Raw genomic sequence first — 22,507 nt, 5'->3', positions numbered from 1 at the left:
GCGGTTCATCCTAAGCCCAGATCCCGGCGCGCGAACTGGCCAAGGGCCTCGGCGGCGTCGGCGTCCTCGGCATGCACCTGGAGGGCTACGGCTGCGCCGGGACCACGGCCAAGGCCTACGGTTTGGCCTGCCTGGAGTTGGAGGCGGCCGACTCGGGCCTGCGCTCGCTCGTGTCGGTGCAGGGATCGCTGGCGATGTTCGCCATCTGGAAGTGGGGCTCGGAGGAGCAGAAGCAGGAATGGCTGCCGCGGATGGCCGCCGGCGACGCGATCGGCTGCTTCGGCCTGACCGAGCCGGACTTCGGGTCCAACCCGGGCGGGATGCGCACCCGCGCCCGCCGCGACGGCGACGACTGGATCCTCACCGGCAACAAGATGTGGATCACCAACGGGTCGGTCGCCGACGTGGCCGTCGTGTGGGCCCAGACCGGCGACCAGGGCGACGGCCGCGGGGTGCGCGGATTCGTCGTGCCGACCGACACCCCCGGATTCTCGGCGCCGGCGATCAAGCACAAGATGTCGCTGCGTGCCTCGGTCACCAGCGAGCTGGTCCTCGACAACGTCCGGCTGCCCGCATCCGCGGTGCTCCCGGAGGCGCAAGGTCTGCGCGGCCCGCTGAGCTGTCTCAACGAGGCACGGTTCGGGATCGTCTTCGGTGCCCTCGGCGCCGCCCGCGACTGCCTGGAGACCGCTATCACCTACGCCCAGGAGCGCGACATCTTCGACAAGCCGCTCGCCGGCTTCCAGCTGACGCAGGCCAAGCTCGCCGACATGACCCTCGAACTGGGCAAGGGGCTGCTCCTGGCCGCACAGCTGGGCACCCTCAAGGACGCCGGGCAGTTGAAGCCGGAACAGGTCAGCCTGGGCAAGCTCAACAATGTTCGCGAGTCCCTGGAGATTGCGCGCACCTGCCGCACCATCCTCGGTGCCGCCGGCATCACCCTGGAGTACCCGATCATGCGGCACGCGAACAACCTCGAGTCGGTGCTCACCTACGAGGGCACCAGCGAGGTGCACCAGCTGATCATCGGGCAAGCGGTGACCGGCCAGGCGGCCTACCGATAGGCCGCGCGGCCGGTCCCCGCGGGTTCGCTCCGATCAGTATTCGTAGAACCCGCGGCCGGTCTTGCGGCCCAGGTAACCGGCGTCGACCATGCGGCGCAGCAGCACCGGCGGGGCATAGTGCGGGTCGCCGAACTCGTCGAACAGCGACTCGGCGACGGCGAGGCAGATGTCCAGGCCGACGGTGTCGCACAGGCGCAGCGGGCCCATCGGGTGGCCGCAACCGCTGACCATGCCCTCGTCGATGTCCTCGGCGCTGGCGAAGCCGGTCTCAAACATCCGGATGGCGCTGGTCAGGTAGGGGATCAGTAGTGCGTTGACGATGAAGCCGGCCTGGTCCTTCGACTCGATCGTCTTCTTGCCCAGCGTCTCGCGGGCATAGGTGGCGACCTTGTCGACGACGGCGCGGTCGACCTTGAGGGTGGTCACGACCTCCACCAACGCCATCACGGGCACCGGGTTGAAGAAGTGCATGCCCAGCACGCGCTCGGGGTGCTTGGTGGCGTTGGCCAGGCGGATGACCGGGATCGACGAGGTGTTGGTGGCCAGGATCGCGTCCGGCGAGACGATCTCGTCGAGCTTGGTGAAGTACTCCACCTTGAGCTCCTCGATCTCCGGCATCGCCTCGACGACCAGCTCCGAGTCGGCCAGCGTCGACAGGTCGGAGGTGATGGTGATCCGCGCCAGCGCGGCCTTCGCGTCGTCGTCGGAGAGGCGGCCGGACTTCACCGCGCGGGCGAGGCTCTTCTCGATGCGCTGCTGTGCGGCGTCGATGGCCTCGTCGCGCTCGACGACCCGCACGGTCGACCCGGCGCGGGCCACGACCTCGGCGATTCCGGCGCCCATCGTGCCGCCACCGATCACTCCAACGTTCTTCATGTTCACTGCTCCTGACGGTGATGCTTCGCCGGGGTCGAACCCGACTGTCGGTCGGTGTCGATCCAACCGCACCCGGCGGCTCAGGCCAATTCGACCCCGTTTCGGTGTGGTCGGTGTGGTTGTTGTCGTGTGCCGTGACTTCGTTCCTGCTTTGTGATGAATCCGCACTCGACCGCATACGTGCACGTCATACTGTCGAGAGATGCCGTTGTCGTGTCGGCGACCCCCGTTGGGAGGGCCGCAGCTTTTGCCCGCTCGTTATGAAGCCGTTACACTCGTCTGCGACCGGAGTCACGTCATTGTCGACCTGATGTCCGAGCAATCCAGAAGACGAAGCGGCCCGAACTTCTAGTCAGGTGTGCGTGCCGCCCAAATCAAAGGACAACCAAGAAATGTTGACTCGACCCCGCATGCGGCTTGCTGCCGGTGCCATGGCGCTCCTCGTGGGCGCTGGGCTGGCCTCAGCCGTCTCCGCGCCGTCGGCCGAGGCCCGCGCCGCCACCGATCGTGTGTACTCCCGTGCGATGCACAAGTCGATCCCGGTGTACGTCGTTCCGGCCAACCGCCCGAACGCGCCGACGATCTACCTGCTCGACGGCTTGCGCGCCCCCAACAACGACACGGGGTGGCTGATCAACACCGACGTGGCCCGCTTCATGCGTGGTAAGGGCGTGAACCTGGTTCTGCCCTTCGGCGGTGCCGGAAGCTTCTACACCGACTGGCAGCAGCGCGACCCGCGCCTGGGCCTGAACAAGTGGGAGACCTTCCTGACCCGCGAGCTCCCGCGCTACATGAAGAGCAAGTACAAGTCGGACAACCGGCGCAACGCCATCGGCGGCCTGTCGATGTCGGGCACCTCGGCGCTGAACATCGCTTCGCGCCACCCGAACTTCTACAAGTCGGTGGCCTCCTACAGCGGCTACCCGACGGTGACCATGCCCGGCTTCACCCAGGGCATCCAGGCCTCGGTCGCCGAGGTCGGCGGTAACCCCAACAACATGTGGGGGATCTACCCGGCCGGCGACTGGTTCGCCAACGACCCGTTCCTGTCGGCGGGCAACCTGGCCGGCAAGTGGGTCTACGTGTCCTCGGGCACCGGCATCACCAGCAAGTACGACAGCGCGATCAACCCGGGCAGCCCGAACTTCGACCCGATGCGCTTCGTCCAGATGGTGCCGCTGGAGACCGCCGCGTCGATCAGCAGCCAGATGTACATCACGCGGCTGCGCACGGTCGGCGTCCGGCTGACCACCCACATCTCGCCCGACGGCGGACACTGGTGGGACTACTGGCAGCGCCGCTTCAAGGAGTCGTGGTACACGACCTACCGCCCGTCCTTCTTCGCCCCGAACAGCCCGGTTCGCGGTGGCGGCGGCGGCAGCATGGGCAGCAGCTAGCCCCTCGCGCTCGACAAACCCTCGGGGCCATCGGCATTCGCCGGTGGCCCCGAGGTGTTTTTCCAGGTCAGTCCGGGGTGGGTCCACAACCAAATAAGTTAGGCCACCCAAAACTCTGATTTTGTGCCTTCGACCTGCATAAATGCGGCCGATCAATGAGTTGCGGGGCGGTCGGGAGGCCGTTAGCGTCGAGCACATGATTGCTGCCCTGATCCTGAGTTTCGGCGTGGTTTTCGTCGCCGAACTCGGCGACCGATCGCAGCTGATGGCGATGATGTTCGCGATGCGCTACCGCTCGTGGCTCGTCATCGCCGCGATCACCACCGCCACCGCGCTGATCCACCTGGTATCGGTCGGGGTGGGTCATTTCCTGGGTGCCTCCATCCCCGCCCACCTCACGTCGGTGTTGGCCGGACTGGCGATGCTCGTGTTCGGTCTGTGGACCATCCGTGGCGACTCCATCGACCCGGGTCCGATGCGCCCGGCGAAGATCGGCCCGTCGGCCTTCTTCGCCATCACCGGCGCCTTCTTCCTCGCCGAACTCGGTGACAAGACGATGTTCACCACCATCGCCCTGGCGACCGACAACAACTGGTTCGGCGTGTGGGTCGGCTCGACGCTGGGGATGGTCGCCGCCGATGCGCTGGCGATCGTCCTGGGTGCCGCCCTGGCGCGCCACCTGCCGCCGCAGGTCGTCAGCCGGGGTGCGGCCGCCCTGTTCTTCGGATTCGCCGCCTGGCTGCTCTACGGCGGTCTGCGCGGGGCGGATCCCTTGCTCATCGCCGGCGTCGTCGCCGTGGCACTGACCATCGTCGCCGTCGGCGTCGTCGTCATCCGCCGCGAACGGGCCCGCGAGGCCCAACGGCGGGCCCGGCGCGAGGCGGCCAAACGCAGACTGCGCCGCGACGCCGACGATCCCGAATCCGGCGAACTCGTCCCCGTTCGCTGAGCGGGAAGGGGGTAGCTAGCGGGTGTCGTCCCGGTTGTCCGGGTCGGCGACGTAGCGCCCCTGCTGGTCGTAGTGCCAGGTGTCATCGTCGCCGGCCGTCTGGGCCTCACCCGACGGGGAGAAGGGCCGGAACGCCGTCGTCTCCCAGTCAGGCTGCTGGTAGCCGCCCGGCTGGGAGTAAACCGTCGTCGACTCCTCGTCGTCGCGGCGCCACGGCGATTCCGATCCCCACGGGTCGGGTTCGCCTGTGGGGGTCACGTTCTGCGGTTCGTCGGCGATAGCGCCTTCGGCGACGGCGTCGGCCCCGGCGACGTCGTCGGGACCGTCGTCGCCTCGACGGCGGGCGAGGAACAACCCGGCCAGCCAGAGCAGCAGGAAGACGACGCCCGCGCCGCCGAGGATCAGCGGCAGGACGGTCTGGCCGAACCGGAGTTCCCCGGCGTAGTGCTCGGCCCGCTCCGCCTGCGCCTTGACGGTCGCCTCATCCCACTGGAACGTGGCCTTGAGGGAGGGCATCTCGAAGTCGCGGACCGCGGCCGGCGTCTCCTCGCTCTGGTCGGGGAACTTGAAGTACTGGTACTGGTCCTCGCGCCCGTCGACGATCGTGCCGGTCTTGGGCTCCACCCACACGTGGCGGGTCGAGCGGGCGTACCGGTGCATGGTCAGCGTCTCGGAGGGCTTGACGCCCTTGCCGGCGATCCCCCACCAGCGGGCGGGCATGGAGACCATCGTGCCCAGGGCGGCCTCGCCCTGCGGCGTCTCCAGGTCGGCCAGATCGGTCTCGGGGACCTCGGTGACGAAATGGTAGGTGGTCACCCCGTTGATGGTCTTCTCGTCGACGAAGCGGACCCGGGTGTCCTGTCGGGTGTTCAGGTCGAAGTAGTAGTACTCGCGCTTCTTGACGTTGAAGCCGAACTTGTACTGGAAACCCTGCCGCTTCGCCTCGACCGAAACCGTCTTCGGGTCGGCGCCCTCGGGCGCGGCCTCGGTCTGGATCGAGTTGACCGCACCGTTGGGCACCGAGGTCTTGCGGTCCACCGACACCCGGTCGATGCTCGCGGTGAGCAGCGCGTCGTCGCAGCGGCGCTCCTCGCCGGCCCCGGCCATCGTCGGCTCCACTTGCTTGCCGTTGGCCTCCCGGACCCGGTCGATGCGCACCGTCTGCGCCGACTGCACGGTGGCCTGGCGACGGTCGGACGGGTCGACGATCCGCGACCGGCGCTGCTGCGTCAGGTGGGCGTCGACGGTCCGTGCCTTCTTCGCCCTGATCGAACAGCGGTCGAACAGGACCGCCGGGAAGCGGTTGCCGGCCTGGTTGTCGGGGGACACCGTGGTCGCCACCGAGGTGATATCTAGGTCGAGCGGGACCACGCGCAACTGGGGGACGAGGAAGAACCTGGTCCCCACGGCCGCGGTGAGGCACACGAAGCCGAAGAACGCCAGCGTGCTCAGGACGACGATGCGTTTCATGTCGACAACCTTATATCCGACAACCTGGGCGCAGCCTTAGCCGTTGGCGGCATTGTCCGCGCGCCGGTCGCGTTCGGCTTCCTTCATGATCGAGGCCATGTACCCGAAGATCTCCGGATCCGACATCGCCTTCCACCGCGGTGCGAGCAGCTTGATGTACTTCTCGACGTAGAGCAGCTGCTTGCCGACGAGGACCAGCTCGCGCGGCAGGCGCGCATCGTGGGCCTTGGCGACCGCCGCCATTTGGCGGCCCAGGTCGGTGTAGGACATCTCGCCGAGTTCGGTACTGGTGAGCGGCATGGCGACCTTCTTGATGTCGGCACCGCCCTTGCTGGTCGAACCGGGCTTGTGGACCGCGCCGAGCAGGAAGATGGCCCGGCCGGCCGACTCGTAGTCCTTGCGGACGATGAGGTCGACGACCAGCTGGCGCAGAATGCGCCGGGTCCGCGGGGTGAAGCGCCCGACGATGCCGAAGTCGAGGAGGACGAGCTTGCCGTCCGCGTCGACCAGGACGTTGCCGGCGTGGAGGTCGCCGTGGAACAGCCCGCCGTGGAAGGCTGACTCGAGCAGCGAGAGGAACAGCGTGCGGCACAGGGCGACGCCGTCGTGGCCGGCCGCCTTCACCGCGTCCGCGTCGTCGATGCGGGTCGCGTAGATGCGCTCCATGGTGAGCACGCGGGGGGTGGTGAACTGGTCGTACACGGCCGGGACGCGTACCTGGTCGCCGAACTTGCTGGGCTGCAGGCACTCGAACCACTCGCGCATGGCGGCGGCCTCGTTGCGGAAGTCCAGTTCGTCGTCGAGGCCGTTGGCGAAGTCCTCGACGATGTGGCGCGCCGACAGCATCCGCCCGTACTCGCTGATCTCGAGCAGTCCGGCCGCGCGCTCGAGGATGGCGACGTCGGGGGCCAACCGGCCGGCGATGCCGGGCCGCTGGATCTTGACGACGACTTCCTGCCCGTCGTGCAGGGTCGCGGTGTGCACCTGGGCGATCGATGCCGACGCGATCGGCTCGGGGTCGAAGGAGGCGAACACCTCCTCGGGCCGTGCGCCGAACTCGTCGACGAACAGCGCGGTGATCTCGTCGGGATCGGCGGGCGGCACGCGGTCGAGCAGCGATTCGAACTCCGCGGAGAGCTCTTCGGTGAAGACTCCCGGGCTCGAGGCGATCAACTGGCCGAGCTTCACATAGGTGGGGCCGAGTTGTTCGAAGGTGGTCCGGACTTCGTGGGCGATGCCGACCTTCGTCGGCAGTCGGCGGTGGACCACCGCGTCGCCAGCGGCGTGGACCACGAAGCGGCCGACACCGGTGACGGCGGCCAAACCGGTGGCCCCGGCGCGGCCCAATTCCCGGAGCGGGGACACCGACGGGAGTGTGGCGCGCCGCTTTCCGGCGGGCCCGGCGGGGGAGCCGGACCGCGTTGCGTCGTCTTTTCGGGTGCTCACCCGAGGTGATTCTACGAGCCGCCGCAAGCGAAGCCGAATCGTCGGTCGTAAGCTGCGGCCCATGACACCGGCGTTCCACCATGCGGATGTGCGCGGCGCGCGACTGGCCTACAACTCCACCGGCACCGGTTCCCCGGTGGTCTGGGCGCACGGGATGAACTCCGCGGCCTACACCCAGGAGCGCGCCGGGCAGTTCGACTGGCGGCCGGTGTCGGCGCGTCATCGGCTGATCCGCTACGACGCGCGCGGCCACGGCCGATCCACCGGCGGCACCGATCCGCGCGAGTACACCTGGCCGGAATTGGGGCAGGACCTGCTGGGGCTGCTCGATGCCGTCGAGCCGCCCGTGGCCCCCGGTGAGCGGGTCGGGGCGATCGGCTCGTCGATGGGGACCGCGACGATTCTGTACGCGGCCCTCGCCGCGCCCGCGCGGTTCCGGCGTCTGGTCCTCACCACGCCGCCGACGTGCTGGGAGACGCGGCCGGCGGCCAACGGGGTGCGGCTGGGATCGGCCCAGCTGGTCCAGGACAGGGGGGTGGCCGCCCTCGCCGCGCTCAGCGTCGACGCCCCGGCTTCGCCGGCATTGGTGCAGGCCCGCCGATTCATCACCCCGATCCGGGTCTCCGCGTCGAGGCTGCCCGCGGTGTTCCGCGGTTCCGCGCAGACCGACTTCCCGCCGAGGGAGACGGTGGCGACGCTGGACCTGCCGGTGTTGGTGCTGAGTTGGACCGGCGACGGCACGCATCCGGTGTCCTCGGGGGAGGTGCTGGCGCAGACGCTGCCCAATGCCGAACTCGTCGTCGCGAGCACGCCGGCCGAGTTGGCGACGTGGGGACAGCGCGCCGCCGACTTCCTCGCCTGATCGCCGACTGGGCCCTCGATCTCGCCGACTGGGCCCTCGATCTCGCCGACTGGGCCCTCCCGCCGGGGCGTAGAGTTTTCGATCAGTAGTCGAAAACTCGAAGGAGTCGACCATGCGCAGTGCCGACCTCGTCGTCGTCGGAGCCGGGGTGGCCGGTTTGACCGCCGCGCTGCGGGCCGCGCGCGCCGGTCTGCGCGTCGTCGTGCTCAACAAGGGCACGGGGGCCGACTCCGGGCCGGTTGAGCGCAGCACGTCGACGTTCTACGCGCAGGGCGGTATCGCCGTCGTCGCGCCGGACAATCCCGAGGACTCCATCGGCCTGCACGTCGCCGATACGCTCGCCGCCGGTGCCGGGCTCGTCGCGTCCCACCCAACCGAGGCGATTGTCGCCGACGGCTGGGATGCGGTGACCGCGCTGATCGCCGACGGGGCGCAGTTCGACAGAGATGCCGCTGGCGCGCTGCTGCGCACCCGCGAGGGCGGGCACAGTGTCCGGCGGATCATCCACGCCGGCGGCGACGCGACGGGGGCGCAGGTCCAGCGGAGTCTGGAGCGGGCCACCACCGAGGCGATGGCCGGCGGACTGGATCTGACCTGCATCAACCACGCGATGGCGACCTCGATCCGGCGGGTTGACGGGGTGGTGGCCGGCGTCTCCTACCTCGTCGAGGACGGCGACCACCGGGAGGCCGGGGTCATCGCCGCCCCGACGGTGCTGCTCGCGACCGGGGGCGCCGGCCATCTCTACTCCGCGACGACCAACCCGGGCGGCGCCACTGGGGACGGCATCGCGCTGGCCCTGCGCGCCGGTGCCGCGGTTGCCGACCTCGAGTTCATCCAGTTCCACCCGACGATGCTCTACGTCGACGGGGCCCGTGGCCGCCGATCACTGGTCAGCGAGGCACTGCGCGGCGAAGGCGCCCGACTCGTCGACGCCAACGGCGACTCGGTGACCAAGGGTGTCCACCCGATGGGCGACTTGGCTCCGCGCGACGTCGTGGCCCGGGCGGTCGAGGCCGCCATCGAGCGGACCGGCGCCGCGTGCGTGTACCTCGACATCTCCGCGATGGCCGACTTCGACACCCGGTTCCCGACGGTGAGTGCCGGAATCGCCGCGGCCGGCGTCGACATCTCCGGCGGGTTGATCCCGGTGGTACCGGGTGCCCACTATCTTTGCGGCGGCATCGTCACCGACGAGTCCGGCGCGACGACCGTGCCCGGACTGCTCGCCGCCGGGGAGTCGGCCCGCACTGGGCTGCACGGCGCCAACCGGCTCGCCTCCAACTCGCTGTTGGAGGGATTGGTCATGGGGTCGCGCGCCGCCGACGAGGCCGTCCGGCTCGCAAGATCCGGGGCGGCCGTCGAACCCCTCGACAATGAGGAGCCCACGGAGGATCCCGCACTGCCGGTACTCCCGCGCAACGAACTGCAGAACCTGATGAGCCATCACGTGGCGCTGCGTCGGACCGACGCGGGGCTGCGGGAGGTTGCGGCCGCGTTGCGCGCGGCGCCGGTGACGTCGATGGCCGGCCGGGCCGACTTCGAGGACGCCGCGTTGACGCTCGTCGCGTCCGCGGTGTGCGCGGCGGCGTTGGCGCGCACCGAGTCTCGTGGGGCACACGGTCGGCTCGACTATCCCGACACCGATGCGGCGCAAGCCCGTTCGGCCGCCTTCACCCTCGACCCCGACGACGGGCCGGTGGCGACCGGCGACGATATTTATGCGTTTTCGGGTCTCGCTCTCTAGCCCCTCAGCACGTACTCTCGGGTAGTTCCCCCGAGCCGAGACTGCCGGCGTCGGGATGAAAGGTGATTGTGATGACGGGTGCGTGCTGGTCGACGGCTATCTGCACGGAGTCGGAGCGGCGCGCCCTGGGCCTCGCTTCCGACGGTGAGTGGCTGCTGACCTGTCGTCTCTCCGACGGCCACGAGGGCGAGCACGCCACCGACGCGAGCATGCGACCCCGGTCGGACCGTCGTGTCTGGTTGACGTGGAACGATCGCGCCGCCCATCGCCTCGTCGACCGCGAGCCCTGCCCGATGCACAGTCGGGCTGGAACCCCGTGCCTGTTGTTCGCCGGCCACGGCGGGATGCACTACTACGGCGCGCCCGGCGGCCCGGCCCAGCCGACCCGCTCGATCGATGCACCCGACGTGCGGATGCCGAGCGGCGGGATCGAGACCGATCGCCGGCCCGGTGACCCGACGGTGGCGCCGAGCCGCACGGCTGCGCGTGACGACGAGCCGCTCGACGTCGACGTGTCCACCGGACCGTCGCGCACCCTGGACACCCACGAGCGGGTCACCCAATCCGCCGCTGCGCCGCAGGTCGCCCAACAGCCTGTCGCCCAGCAGCCTGTCGCCCAGCAGCCCGCAGCCCCGCAGGCCGCGCAACAGCCTGCCCCCCAGCAGCCCCCCGTCGCACCGCAGCCACCCGCACCCTCGCGGGCGGCCCACGCGGCGGCACCGGCGGCCGGGATCGATACCGACGATGCCGTCGCGACGGCTCTGCAGGAGCTGGCAGCGGCCATCGAGAACCTGGCGCAGGCCGTTCGCCACCGCAGCAGCTGACTCCCGCGATACCATAGGGGGGTATATCCCCAACGGTAGAGGAGGGGCGATGGCCGAGCAGCCCGCGGTCGCGTCCGACTGTCAGTGCGGCAACAGCGACCATCAGCACGGCTATATCGCCGCCAAGGACGCCTATCTGAAGCGCCTGCGGCGGATCGAGGGCCAGGCGCGCGGATTGCAGCGCATGGTCGACGAGGACGCCTACTGCATCGACATCCTCACCCAAGTCTCCGCGATGACCAAAGCGCTGCAATCGGTCAGCCTGGAACTGCTGACCGATCACATGAACCACTGCGTGGTCGACGCCGCAGCCAAGGGCGGCGACGAGGCGCAGGCGAAGATCGACGAGGCGATGGCCGCTATCTCCCGTTTCGTGAAATAGGGTCTGTCATCGCGAACTGACTCGTGGGTAAGGTTGGGTGAAACCCCCTCGAGGAAGGTTCACCCATGGCACGAGGGCTGTACCGCGACCAACCCGAATGGCAGCAGTTGCAGGAGTTCCTGCCGCCGCGGCTACGCTTCACCGACGCGACCGCCCCCGCCGAGGAGTTCTGGGAGTGGCGCGGCCACGACGTCCACCTCGACACCTTCCGTAACCCGTCCGCCCCGGCCAAGGTCATCGCCCACCACGGCGTCGGCACCAACGGCCGGCAGATGTCGCTCATCCTCGGCGGCCCGCTCGCGCGGCGCGGCTGGGAGGTCGTCGCGGTGGACAACCTCGGCTACGGCCTGACCGACGTGGCCCCCGGCACCCGCTACGACTACGGCGACTGGGTCGAGCTCGTACTCGACCTGATCGCCGCGGAACAGGCCCGCGACGATCGGCCCATCGTGCTCTACGGGCTCTCCGCCGGGGGCATGCTCACCTATCACGTCGCGGCCGCCGCGCCGCGGGGCGCGGTGCGCGGCATCATCGGCATGACCTTCCTGGACCAGCGGGTGCAACACGTCCGCGACGAGACGGCCCACGACAAGCTGACCTCCCGCGTCGGGGTGCCGGCCATGGGGCTGGCCGTCCGCACCCCGTTGGGTCGGATCCGCTATCCGATGTCGCTCGCCTCCAAGTTGTCGACGCTGGTCAACGAACCGGCGGCGATGAAGCTCCTCAAGCGCGACCGGTCGTCGGCGGCGAACTGGATGTCGATGGACTTCCTCTCGTCGTATATGAATTACGCCCCGGCGGTGGAGCCGGCCGACTTCGACGCCTGCCCGGTGTTGCTCACCCAACCGGCGCAGGACCGGTGGACCCCGCGCGAGCTCAGCGGGCCGGTGCTCGCCCCCATCCGCAAGGTCTCGGTCGACGTCGTCGACCTCGAGAACGCCGGTCACCTCCCACTCGAGGACCCGGGGCTGGCGCAGCTCGAGGAAGCCGCCGACGAGTTCATCCGCCGGGTCATCGCCTGAGGTGCGGTCCACGAACTGAAACTAAACTGAAACGTGTTCTAGTTCTTGCGTTAGCATGTCGTCATGACTATCGCGGAGGCCAAGGGCACCACCCTGCCGGCCGTCATCGACGCCGGCGACATCACCGACTACACCGACGACGTCGACGTGCTGATCGTCGGCTTCGGGATCGGCGGCGGGTGTGCCGCCGTCGATGCCGCCCGGGCCGGCGCGAAGGTGCTGGTGTTGGAACGGGGCGCCGACGCCGGCGGTACGACGCGGATGGCCGGCGGGCACTTCTACCTCGGCGGCGGGACCGCCGTGCAGACGGCCACCGGCCACGAGGACTCGGCCGAAGAGATGGCCAAGTACATCACCGCGGTGTCCCGGGATCCGGAGCCGGAGAAGATCCAGGCCTACTGCGCCGACAGCGTCGAGCACTTCAACTGGCTCGAGGACCTGGGCCTGAAGTTCGAACGGTCCTACTTCCCGGGCAAGGCGGTGATCCAGCCCAACACCGAGGGGCTGATGTTCACCGGCAACGAGAAGGTCTGGCCGTTCAAGAACATGGCCAAGCCGGCCCCGCGCGGCCACAAGGTGCCCAAGCCGGGCGACACCGGTGGGGCCTCGATGGTGATCGACCTGCTGCAGGCCGAACTCGAGCGGCTCGGCGTCGAAGTCCGGTATGAGACCGGGGCGCGCAACCTCGTCGTGGAAACGGGTCCGCAGGGTCCGGCGGTCGTCGGCGTGCGCTGGAAGACCACCGACGGGGAGGGATACATTCGCGCCCGTGCCGTCGTCATCTCCGCCGGGGGCTTCGTGATGAACCCCGAGATGGTCGCCGAGCACGTCCCGCAGATGGCGGAGAAGCCCTTCGTCCTGGGCAGCACCTACGACGACGGGCTGGGTATCCGCATGGGGGCGTCGGTGGGTGCGGCGCTCAAACACATGGACTCCGCCTTCGTCACCGCGCCGGTGTACCCGCCGTCGATCCTGCTGACCGGGATCATCGTGAACAAGGATGGCCAACGGTTCGTGACCGAGGACAGCTACCACTCGCGCACGTCGGGATTCGTCATGGACCAGCCGGACTCGGCGGCCTTCCTCATCGTCGACGAGGCGCACATGAAGCGCCCCGAGGTGCCGCTGTGCCCGTTCATCGACGGCTGGGAGACCGTGGAGGAGATGGAGAAGGACCTCGGCATCCCCACCGGGAACCTGGTGGCAACGCTGAATCGCTACAACGAGTACGCGGCCAAGGGCGAGGACCCCGACTTCCACAAGGGCGAAGAGTTCCTCGCGCCGCAGGACACCGGCCCGTGGGCGGCCTTCGACATGTCGCTGGGCAAGGCGATGTATGCCGGCTTCACCATCGGCGGGATGGCGACCAGCGTCGACGGCGAGGTCCTCGACGAGTCCGGGGCGCCGATCGCCGGCCTGTACGCGGCCGGTGCCTGTGCGGCGAACCTCGCCCAGGACGGCAAGGGCTACGCCAGCGGCACGCAGCTCGGCGAGGGTTCGTATTTCGGTCGGCGGGCCGGTCGGCACGCCGCCGTCTCCGCTGCTGCCGCTGTCGAGGCGTAACGACCCTCATTGTCGGTTCGCGACGCTACACTCCGCATGTGAGAAGGCGTAGTCAATGGTTGGCGGCCGGAGCGGCGGCAGTCGTCGGGGTGGCACTGCTCGGGGCCGGGCCGGCGCAGGCGCAGCGTCCGGCGTTCATTCCGGACACCACCGGCTCGACGATCCTGCTGCTCCCCGGCACCGGCGACCGCGACGGTGCCGACCAGATCGGCCGGACGGTCGGCGTCGGGTGGTTCGACGACGCGACCGTCGCGAACGGGCGCGTCGTCGTGGTGGACTACCCGGCCGCCTTCGGCATCCGGCTGCTCGGCGTGCTGGTCCCCTTCGTCGGCGACGCCACCTATAACGAATCGGCGGTGGCCGGGACGGCGAACCTGGTGGCCGCGGCCGAACCCCGGCTGGCCAACGGCGATCGCGTCGTCCTCAACGGCTTCTCGCAAAGCGCCACCCCGGTGATGAGCGCGGCCTACCTGCTGCACCAGGCCGACCCCGGCAACGACGGCAGGCTGAGCGTCATCGTCGGCGCCGACCCCCGGTTCCCGAACACCGGCGCGGAAGTGGTGATGCCCAGCATCATCCCCGGGCTCTACACCAACGGCGAGCGCGACACCGCCGGCACCGGCGACATCCCGGTCACCTCGATCTGCGTCGTCGGGGACACGACCTGCGGGATGGCCAACCCGTTGGTCCACCCGATCAGTTGGGCCTTCTACTTCCTGCCCGGCTTCTACGTCCACGGCAACATGTACGACGACGCCGGCACCTTCACCCAGGTCGACGAGTTCACCTCGGGCAACACCACTTTCGTGGTTCTCGACGGCGGAAACCCGTGGGGGATGATGCTGCGCGACCTCGGGGTGCCGGTGCCCCGTGAGGTCGACGACGTGCTCAACGTGCTCATCCCGCGCCAGATGCCCGGGCAACCCGACACGGTGTTCGGCTACGAGGTGCCCACCCCGCGCGCCATTCAGGCCTCGCTGTACCGCGCCCTGGGGTGGTCGATGCCGGTGACCGATCCCGACGTGGTCGGAACGCCGGGGACCAGCTCGACCCCCGCCGGGGTGACGGCAACGACCCCGACGACGACACTCGCCGCTGCCACGGGACCGGCCGCCGCGGCCAGCGCAGCACCGACGGACCCGACGGCTCGGCGGTCCAGTGCCGCAGATGCGGCGCCGGCCCGGACGACGCCGCACTGGGCATCCCGCACCCCGTCGTGGGAGTCGCGGCAGGCGCAGACGCCGCCGTGGCAGCAGCCACAGGCGCAGACGCCGCCGTGGGAGCAACCACAGTCACCGGCCGCCACGCCGCACCCCCAGGCCTCGTGGGGCCCCGGGGCGACTCCTTGGGCGGCACCGCGGTCGGGGCGGGCCGCGCCCGAATCGTCGCCTTCGCCGCAAACGGGCGGATCCGCGCCGCAAGCACCGTCAGCCGCCGCGGGGGCCGGTTCGCACTGACGGAACAGGTTTGGCAACCCTAATGTGAGGTACCCAACCGCCTGCTGGTGCATGCATGCCCGCGTGCTATGTTTCTGTCAGTTTGTGACCCACGTGGCAGTCTGCGGACTCCACGCAGCGTGTCACCTGGCAATCGAAGGCCGACTGCGGTAAAGCGCGGCCGGTCATCACCACACGCCGTTGGTGGATGTGCGGGCCGGGGGACGCCGAAATGACAACGAAGTCAGCGAAGGAAGCAACACATGAGTGTCGGAGTCGTGCGTGAGGCGACCGGAGAGGCAATGACATGCTGATCGGAGTCCCCCGAGAATCGAAGTCGGGCGAGACCCTCGTCGCGGCCACCGCCAAGACCGTGGGCCAGCTCGAGCAGCTGGGCTACGAGGTGATCGTCGAATCCGGCGCCGGCCGGTTGGCCGAGCTGTCCGACGCGGCCTTCACCGAGGCGGGCGCCCGCATCGGCTCGGCCGAGGAGGCCTGGGCCGCCGACGTCGTCGTCAAGGTCAACGCCCCGTCGGATGACGAGATCGCCAAGATGCGCCGCGGCGCCGTCCTCATCTCGATGATGGCACCCGCGCGCAATCCCGAGCTGTTGGAGAAGCTGCAGCAGGCCGGCGTCACCGCGCTGGCGATGGATGCCGTGCCCCGCATCTCGCGAGCGCAGTCGATGGACGTCCTCTCGTCGATGGCCAACGTCGCCGGCTACCGCGCCGTCGTCGAGGCCGCCCACGAGTTCGGCCGCATGTTCACCGGGCAGGTCACCGCGGCCGGCAAGATCCCGCCGGCCCGCGTCTTCGTCGTCGGTGCCGGTGTCGCCGGCCTCGCGGCCATCGGCGCCGCGTCGGCCATGGGCGCCATCGTGCGCGCCTTCGACGTGCGGCCCGAGGTGGCCGAGCAGGTCGAGTCGATGGGCGCGGAGTTCGTCAACGTCGACTTCGAGGCGGAGAAGTCCGAGGACGGCTACGCCAAGGAGATGACCGCCGAGCAGGAGGCCGCCACCGCGTCGATGTACGACGAGGAGGCCCGCGCCGCCGACATCGTCATCACCACCGCGCTGATCCCCGGGCGCCCGGCGCCCAAGCTCCTCAGCGAGGAAACGGTCGCCGCGATGCGCCCGGGCTCGGTCATCGTCGACATGGCCGCGGCCAACGGCGGCAACGCCGCGGGCACCGTCACCGACGAGAAGGTCGTCACCGACAACGGTGTCACGATCCTCGGGTACACCGACCTCGCCGGCCGGCTGGCCGCGCAGACCTCGCAGCTGTACGGCACCAACATCGTCAACCTGCTCAAGCTGCTCACCCCCGGCAAGGACGGCGAGCTGACCCTGGACATGGACGACGTGGTGCAACGCGGTATCACCGTCGTCCGCGACGGTGAGGGCATGTGGCCGCCGCCCCCGGTCCAGGTCTCGGCGGCGCCGAAGGCGGCTGCGGTCGCCGACGTTCCGGTGGTCGAGCCCAAGGCGCCGATGTCCCCGGCCAAGAAGGTCGCGCTCGCGCTGACCGGCATCCTCGCGTTCGGTGCGCTGATCGCGGTCTCGCCGCAGCCGCTGCCGCAGCACTTCACCGTGCTCATGCTGGCCATCGTCATCGGCTACTACGTCATCGGCAATGTGGCGCACGCGCTGCACACGCCGCTGATGTCGGTGACCAATGCCATTTCCGGCGTCGTGATCGTCGGTGCGCTGCTGCAGATCGCCGTCGGCGAAGCGGCCAGCAACGCCACCACGATCCGAGTGCTGTCGGCGATCGCGATCCTGGTCGCCTCCATCAACGTCTTCGGCGGCTTCGCGGTGACGCGTCGCATGCTCGCCATGTTCAGCAAGGGGGCCTGACGATGACGATCGGCATCATTCCCGCCATCACCACCGCGGCGTACATCATCGCCGCACTGCTCTTCATCCTCTCGCTGGCCGGGCTGTCCAAGCATGAGACCTCCCGCAGCGGTTTGACCTACGGCATCGTCGGCATGGCGATCGCGCTCATCGCGACGATCGCGCTGGTGCTGCGCACGGTCTTCGACTTCGACGACACCAACCTCCAGTGGATCCTGATCGCACTGATGGCCGTGGCCGTTGTCATCGGCGCCCTGATCGGGTTGTGGAAGGCGCGCCGGGTCGAGATGACCGGCATGCCCGAGCTCATCGCGCTGCTGCACTCCTTCGTGGGTATCGCGGCGGTCCTGATCGGGTGGAACGGCGCCCTCGGCGGCTACCACGGCGAGGCGTCCGCGGTCGACCTGCGGACCATGACCAACGTCCACGAGGCCGAGGTCGCGATCGGCATCTTCATCGGTGCGGTCACCTTCACCGGCTCGATCGTCGCCTACCTGAAGCTGTCGGCGAAGATGAAGTCGGCGCCGCTGATGCTGCCCGGCAAGAACGTCATCAACCTCGGGTCGCTCGTCGGTTTCGCCGTCCTGACCGGCTTCTACGTCGCGCGAGACACCCACAACGACACCACGTCGCTGATTCTGCTCGGCGTCCTCACCGCGCTGGCGCTGTTCCTCGGCTGGCACCTGGTCGCCTCGATCGGCGGCGGCGACATGCCGGTCGTGATCTCGATGCTCAACTCGTACTCCGGTTGGGCCGCGGCCGCGTCGGGCTTCTTGCTCAACAACGATCTGCTGATCGTGACCGGTGCGCTGGTCGGCTCCTCCGGTGCCTACCTGAGCTACATCATGTGCAAGGCGATGAACCGCTCGTTCATCTCCGTCATCGCCGGCGGCTTCGGGATCGAGGCCGGGCCGGCCGACGACACCGACTACGGCGAGCACCGCGAGGTCCAGGCCGACGCGGTGGCCGAGCTGCTGTCCGGCGCGTCGTCGGTGGTCATCACCCCCGGCTACGGCATGGCGGTGGCGCAGGCCCAGTACCCGGTCGCCGACCTCACGGCCAAGTTGCGCGCCAAGGGCATCGACGTCCGGTTCGGCATCCACCCCGTCGCGGGTCGTCTGCCGGGCCACATGAACGTGTTGCTCGCCGAGGCCAAGGTGCCCTACGACATCGTGTTGGAGCTCGACGAGATCAACGACGACCTCGCCGACACCGACGTCGTGCTGGTGATCGGTGCCAATGACACCGTGAACCCGGCCGCGGCCGAGGATCCGAGCTCGCCGATCGCCGGCATGCCGGTGCTCGAGGTCTGGAATGCCCGCGACGTCATCGTGTTCAAGCGGTCGATGGCCGCCGGTTACGCCGGTGTTCAGAACCCGCTGTTCTTCCGGGACAACACGCAGATGCTCTTCGGTGACGCCAAGGACCGCGTCGAGGACATCATCGCCGCGCTCTAGCTGTACTTCCCCGTGAGGTTGTGTACGCGGTCTGAGGGGACTTGGCCGCCGATCCCGGTGTGGGGTCGGTGGTGATTGTAGTGGTGGAGCCATGCGGTGTAGGCGGCTTCTCGTTCGGCTTCGCTGGCATAGGGTTTCGCGTAGGCCCATTCGGCGGCCAGGGTCCGGTTGAAGCGTTCGACCTTCCCGTTCGTTTGTGGCCGGTAGGGCTTGGTCTTCTTGTGTTTGATCCCGGCGTCGGCCAGTGCTTGGGCGAACATCGTTGAGCGGTAGCAGGCGCCGTTGTCGGTCATCACTGCGGTCACCCTCACGCCGTGCTCGGCGAAGAACGCGTTCGCCCGCCGCCAGAAGCCGGCCGCGGTCTCCTTGCGTTCGTCATCAAGGATCTCCGAGTACGCCACCCGGGAGTGGTCATCGACGGCGTGGTGTAGGTAGCGGTAGCCACGCGAGCCCGGTGCTCCCGAGCGTGCTGCCCGGTCGCGGGCCACACCGGCGGTACGGTCGGCGGCTGATCCGCGACCATGCACACGCCAGCCGCCGCCGTCGGGGATTCGGCCTTGTTTCTTGATGTCGACGTGCACGAGCTGGCCGGGCCGGCCGACCTCGTACCGTTTCGGTTTCGGTCTGCGTACCGGCAGTCCGGTGGCCTGGTCGATATTGGCCAGCAGCGGCATCTGATAGCGGTCGAGGACCCGGCCGACCGTCGAACGCGGGATACCCAGGTGATAGGCGATCCGATGCGGGCCCCACCGGCGGGTGCAGCGCAGGTTGATGATCCGGCGCTCGGTGCGGCGGGGCAGCCGGGCCGGTGAACGTGTGGGCCGGGAACTGCGGTCGGTCAGCACCTGGCCGGCGCGGTAGCGGTCGGCCCACCGCTTGGCTGTGGGCCGGTGAACACTGGAACCGTTCGGCAGCGCGCCGCAGTGACCAGCCCTGGTCCACCACGAGTGAAGCAAGACGTCGACGCCCCTCGGGCGTCAAAGGTGCGTTAGCGTGAGTCACGAAGACCTCCGTGGCTAGATGGTGGTTGTGGTAACCCACATCCTGCCCGGAGGTTTTCGCCTCACCTCAGATGTTCACAACGTGTCGGGGAAGTACATCTAGCCGATTGCGGTGCCCTACGATGACTTCACCCCGTGGGATTGTGACACTGGCACTGCGATCCAGAGGATTGGCGACTTGCTCGGTCACCACCCTGATTCGGTGCAGAACTCCTTTGAGTTCTGGTTCGACCTGACTGAAGAGGGCGAGGCGCGCGCCGCGGCGGCCCCGGATCCGTTCGCGGACGATCCGCAGTGGTGACCCCGGCTCGGGAAGAGGAGCGCACCGACGCGCGTGCTCGGCTGTTGCCGTACCGATACCGTGCCGAACCTCCGGCGTAGCCAGCCGTCGCTACTGTTACGCGTGTGACTCATGTGACTAATGTGAAACGGCGCCTCGGGGTCGGTCTGGTGGCCGTCGGGTTGGCCGCCGCGGGCGGTGCGGCGCTGGGCACGCTCCCCAACGGATCGCCGTCGATCGTCCACACCGCCGACGCGGTCGAGCCGATGGGCCTGTACAACAACGCCCAGAAGAAGTTCGCCGCGCGTGATGTCGCCGGCGGACTGGCCGATCTCAAGAGCATGCTCGCGATCACCGCGAATGATCCCGACGCCCTGGCGCTCCAGGCGATCTGGGCCGACCAGGAGGGCGACGCGACGACCCGCGACGGAGCGTTGCAGCGCCTCACGATGGTGCGGCCGACCGCGGCCTCGCAGGCGCGCGGCCTGGTCGAGGGAGTGACCGCCGCCGCCGCGATCGTGCCGTCGACTTCGCCGGTCAGCGCCCCGGCGGGTTCGGCGATCGTCATCCTCGGCTACGGCCTGCGGCCGAACGGGTCGATGGCGCCGGAGCTGGTCAAGCGCCTCGAGGCCGGGTTGGCCCAGGCGCAGGCCTCGCCGTCGACGCCGATCTTCGTGACCGGCGGCGTGCCCAAGAAGGGGATCACCGAGGCGGCGGCGATGCAGAAGTGGCTCGTCGGCCGAGGGGTGTCCGCGTCGCGGATCACCACCGAGGACAAATCGACCTCGACCATCTCCAACGCGCAAAACACCACCGAGCTGCTGCGGGCCCGGGGCATCTCGCAGGTCGTGCTGATCACCTCGCCGAACCACATCCGCCGCGGCGCCGCGGACTTCGCCGGCGCCGGCACCCGGGTCGCGGCGACCGTCACCACGCCCACCGAACTCAGCCGCTACGCCAAGCCGCTGACCGGGTCGAGCATTGCCGGCATCCGTTACGAGGCCACGCAGGCGGCCAAGATCCCAGTCACCAAGGGGGCGGCCGACATGTTGCCCGACACCGGTCCGGGGCTCATCGGCGATCTGGCCGACAAGCTCCTCAAAGAACTCATGAAGGCCGGCTCGTCGGGCCAGGGTCAGGCGCCGAAGCCCTGAGCTGCTGAGAATGGCCCCGAGGTGATGGGCCGGGGGAAATACTCCCTTTGTGGGTCGGTAGGGGAGCGTTCTCAGCAGGCGCGACGGTCGCGATGGCGGTCGGCCCGGACGAACTCGGCGATGTCGGCCAGGACGTCGTCCCACTTGTGCAGCACCATTGCGTAGGTGAGGCGGATGGTCGGGCGGCGGGCCAGCAGGGACTTGCGGTCTTGGAGGCGGTCCTTCTCGTACTGAATCTCGTCGACCTCGTGGTGCTCTCTGCTGTCGCACTCGATGATCAGGCGGCCGACGCCGAGGTCGGCGTGTCCGCCGCTGGGTCGGCGCGGCTGAACTCGGACCCGGTAGCCGCGGGCGCGGAGCCGAACCCGGGCCAGGGTCTCAGTTCCCGACTGCGACCTCGGATCACATTTGTCGAGCAGGCGGCTCGTCTTGGCGTCGATGAGCCCGGTGAGGTCGCAGCGCAGGTCGTCGACCGTGAGTCTGTTCTTGTTCAGCACGGAATCGGCGACGACCAGGAAGTCTTCGTCGGCCATGCACTTGGCGGCGTAGGCCAATGCCATGCCGACCGGATCGACCGCGTCGTGAACCGGGCGGGCGCGACCGTGGAACCGGCAGTAGCCGGGAAGATGGCGGCGCGCCCGGACGTGCGCGCCGCCGTAGCCGGGAGGTACCCAGAAGCCGGCGCGCTTGAGTGCCGATGCGCAGCTCAGCGCCCCGCCCCGGCGGACGGCCTCGACGACCTGCTGCTCGGCGGTCGGTGTGGCGAACCAACCATCGCGGATCCGGGTCAGATGGCCGAGGCGAACCTCCCGGCGGATCACCGCGTCGTCGTGGCCTAACCGCTGCAATTGATCGCGTGTGAAGACTCCGCTCATACCTGCTTAGACGCAGCGGACGGTGGTTTGGCTCCCGGGCTGCTGAGAAAACTCCCCTACCGACGAAGGGAGATGTTCCCTTTGCCGGTCGGCACGGTGACTTTCTCAGTCGGGGATGGCGCGGAAGTGGGTGATCACGCGGCCGTCGTCGTCGATCAGGTGGAAGGCGACGCCCGCCGGCTGTCCGCGGTTGATCACGCCGCTGCCCTCGAACGGGAGGTTCAGCGTCGAGGAGACCCCGGGGGCCAGACACAGCGGGCGCCCGCGGAAGGTGGTGACGGCGCCGGAGTGGGCGTGACCGCAGACCAGCGCAACAATCTTCGGATGGGCGTCGACGACGGCCCCCAAGCGCTCCGGACTCGACTGCATGATCGAGTCCATCATCGGCATGCCGAGCGTCACCGGCGGGTGGTGGAACGCGATCACCACCCGGTCGGCGGCAGTGGCGAGTTGGGCATCGAGCCAGGCGAGGGTCTCGTCGTCGAGGAAGCCGCGCCGCTCGCCGGGCAGCGAACTGTCCACCGACAGCAGCGTCACGTCGCCGATGGTCAGCGCCTCGTTCACCGGGGACGTCGGTTCGACCTCGGGCCGGAAGACGGTGTTGAACGACGGTCGGGCGTCGTGGTTGCCGATGGTGATCAGCGTCGGCAGCGGGCTGGTGATGAGCTTGCGGGCCTCGAGCATCTCGTCGGGGCTGGCGTGGTCGGTCAGGTCGCCGGTGACCAGGAGAGCGTCGATTCCGTCGGCGCGCGAGTTGATGTACCCGAAGGCCGCTTCGATGCGCGCGCGGTTGTGGTGCGTCCCGTTGACATGCAAGTCGGACAGTTGGGCGATGACGAACATCGGC

At 69.0% G+C, this 22,507-nt stretch carries 17 protein-coding genes and 2 pseudogenes; 13 read left to right on the top strand and 6 right to left on the bottom strand.

Going from position 1 to position 22,507, the window contains the following annotated elements:
• Window positions 1-14: 14 nt before the first annotated feature.
• Window positions 15-1,064: pseudogene (locus nbrcactino_RS00750) on the top strand (acyl-CoA dehydrogenase family protein); the annotation flags it as partial.
• Between the two features lie 33 nt (window positions 1,065-1,097).
• Here the strand turns inward: nbrcactino_RS00750 and nbrcactino_RS00745 are convergent.
• Entirely contained in the window at window positions 1,098-1,940 is an 843-nt protein-coding gene (locus nbrcactino_RS00745) for a 3-hydroxybutyryl-CoA dehydrogenase (protein WP_161925627.1), read from the bottom strand.
• A gap of 392 nt (window positions 1,941-2,332) precedes the next feature.
• Here nbrcactino_RS00745 and nbrcactino_RS00740 point away from each other — a divergent pair, with 392 nt between their 5' ends.
• Window positions 2,333-3,337: an alpha/beta hydrolase gene (locus nbrcactino_RS00740; RefSeq protein WP_161925626.1), complete on the top strand. Its 1,005-nt coding sequence runs from the start codon at window positions 2,333-2,335 to the stop codon at window positions 3,335-3,337.
• 196 nt (window positions 3,338-3,533) lie between these two features.
• Complete coding sequence (locus nbrcactino_RS00735; RefSeq protein ID WP_161925625.1) at window positions 3,534-4,286, top strand: TMEM165/GDT1 family protein; 753 nt, start codon at window positions 3,534-3,536, stop codon at window positions 4,284-4,286.
• 15 nt (window positions 4,287-4,301) lie between these two features.
• Here the strand turns inward: nbrcactino_RS00735 and pgfA are convergent, their stop codons facing one another.
• Both pgfA and nbrcactino_RS00725 read right to left on the bottom strand, forming a co-directional pair.
• Window positions 4,302-5,756, bottom strand: a complete 1,455-nt coding sequence (gene pgfA, locus nbrcactino_RS00730; protein WP_161925624.1) for a cell envelope lipid trafficking protein PgfA — start codon at window positions 5,754-5,756, stop codon at window positions 4,302-4,304.
• Window positions 5,757-5,792: 36 nt separating this feature from the next.
• Window positions 5,793-7,121 (bottom strand): ABC1 kinase family protein, encoded by a 1,329-nt coding sequence (locus nbrcactino_RS00725; protein WP_161927510.1) that lies wholly within the window; start codon window positions 7,119-7,121, stop codon window positions 5,793-5,795.
• Window positions 7,122-7,263: 142 nt separating this feature from the next.
• On the opposite strand from nbrcactino_RS00725, the gene nbrcactino_RS00720 reads away from it, so the two are divergent.
• From nbrcactino_RS00720 to pntB, 9 genes are all read left to right on the top strand, one after another.
• Entirely contained in the window at window positions 7,264-8,064 is an 801-nt protein-coding gene (locus nbrcactino_RS00720; protein WP_161925623.1) for an alpha/beta fold hydrolase, read from the top strand.
• A 112-nt stretch (window positions 8,065-8,176) separates the two neighbouring features.
• On the top strand, window positions 8,177-9,811 hold the full coding sequence (nadB, locus tag nbrcactino_RS00715) for an L-aspartate oxidase (protein WP_161925622.1): 1,635 nt from the start codon (window positions 8,177-8,179) through the stop codon (window positions 9,809-9,811).
• A 71-nt stretch (window positions 9,812-9,882) separates the two neighbouring features.
• Window positions 9,883-10,635, top strand: coding sequence for a hypothetical protein (locus nbrcactino_RS00710; RefSeq protein WP_161925621.1), 753 nt, complete (start codon window positions 9,883-9,885; stop codon window positions 10,633-10,635).
• Between the two features lie 49 nt (window positions 10,636-10,684).
• Window positions 10,685-11,017 (top strand): metal-sensitive transcriptional regulator, encoded by a 333-nt coding sequence (locus nbrcactino_RS00705; RefSeq protein WP_161925620.1) that lies wholly within the window; start codon window positions 10,685-10,687, stop codon window positions 11,015-11,017.
• 65 nt (window positions 11,018-11,082) lie between these two features.
• Window positions 11,083-12,039 (top strand): alpha/beta hydrolase, encoded by a 957-nt coding sequence (locus nbrcactino_RS00700; protein WP_161925619.1) that lies wholly within the window; start codon window positions 11,083-11,085, stop codon window positions 12,037-12,039.
• Window positions 12,040-12,102: 63 nt separating this feature from the next.
• A complete protein-coding gene (locus nbrcactino_RS00695; protein ID WP_161925618.1) occupies window positions 12,103-13,602 on the top strand; it encodes an FAD-binding protein in 1,500 nt (499 codons plus the stop codon).
• A 38-nt stretch (window positions 13,603-13,640) separates the two neighbouring features.
• Window positions 13,641-15,059, top strand: coding sequence for a PE-PPE domain-containing protein (locus tag nbrcactino_RS00690; RefSeq protein ID WP_161925617.1), 1,419 nt, complete (start codon window positions 13,641-13,643; stop codon window positions 15,057-15,059).
• Window positions 15,060-15,345: 286 nt separating this feature from the next.
• A complete protein-coding gene (locus nbrcactino_RS00685) occupies window positions 15,346-16,893 on the top strand; it encodes a Re/Si-specific NAD(P)(+) transhydrogenase subunit alpha (protein ID WP_161925616.1) in 1,548 nt (515 codons plus the stop codon).
• Between the two features lie 2 nt (window positions 16,894-16,895).
• Window positions 16,896-18,350, top strand: coding sequence for a Re/Si-specific NAD(P)(+) transhydrogenase subunit beta (pntB, locus tag nbrcactino_RS00680; protein WP_161925615.1), 1,455 nt, complete (start codon window positions 16,896-16,898; stop codon window positions 18,348-18,350).
• Here the strand turns inward: pntB and nbrcactino_RS00675 are convergent.
• Window positions 18,347-19,352: pseudogene (locus nbrcactino_RS00675) on the bottom strand (IS481 family transposase). The gene pntB and the pseudogene nbrcactino_RS00675 overlap by 4 nt on opposite strands.
• Window positions 19,353-19,756: 404 nt before the next feature.
• Between nbrcactino_RS00675 and nbrcactino_RS00670 the strand changes: the two are divergent.
• Window positions 19,757-20,785, top strand: a complete 1,029-nt coding sequence (locus nbrcactino_RS00670; RefSeq protein WP_228460594.1) for a YdcF family protein — start codon at window positions 19,757-19,759, stop codon at window positions 20,783-20,785.
• Between the two features lie 71 nt (window positions 20,786-20,856).
• Here nbrcactino_RS00670 and nbrcactino_RS00665 read toward each other — a convergent pair whose 3' ends face one another.
• Both nbrcactino_RS00665 and nbrcactino_RS00660 read right to left on the bottom strand, forming a co-directional pair.
• Window positions 20,857-21,660 (bottom strand): putative endonuclease domain-containing protein, encoded by an 804-nt coding sequence (locus tag nbrcactino_RS00665; RefSeq protein ID WP_161925614.1) that lies wholly within the window; start codon window positions 21,658-21,660, stop codon window positions 20,857-20,859.
• A gap of 105 nt (window positions 21,661-21,765) precedes the next feature.
• Window positions 21,766-22,503, bottom strand: coding sequence for a metallophosphoesterase (locus tag nbrcactino_RS00660; protein ID WP_161925613.1), 738 nt, complete (start codon window positions 22,501-22,503; stop codon window positions 21,766-21,768).
• Window positions 22,504-22,507 lie beyond the last annotated feature (4 nt).

The organism is Gordonia crocea, from assembly GCF_009932435.1.
Classification (GTDB): Bacteria; Actinomycetota; Actinomycetes; order Mycobacteriales; family Mycobacteriaceae; genus Gordonia; species Gordonia crocea.
This window is presented reverse-complemented; position numbering and strand designations above follow the sequence as displayed.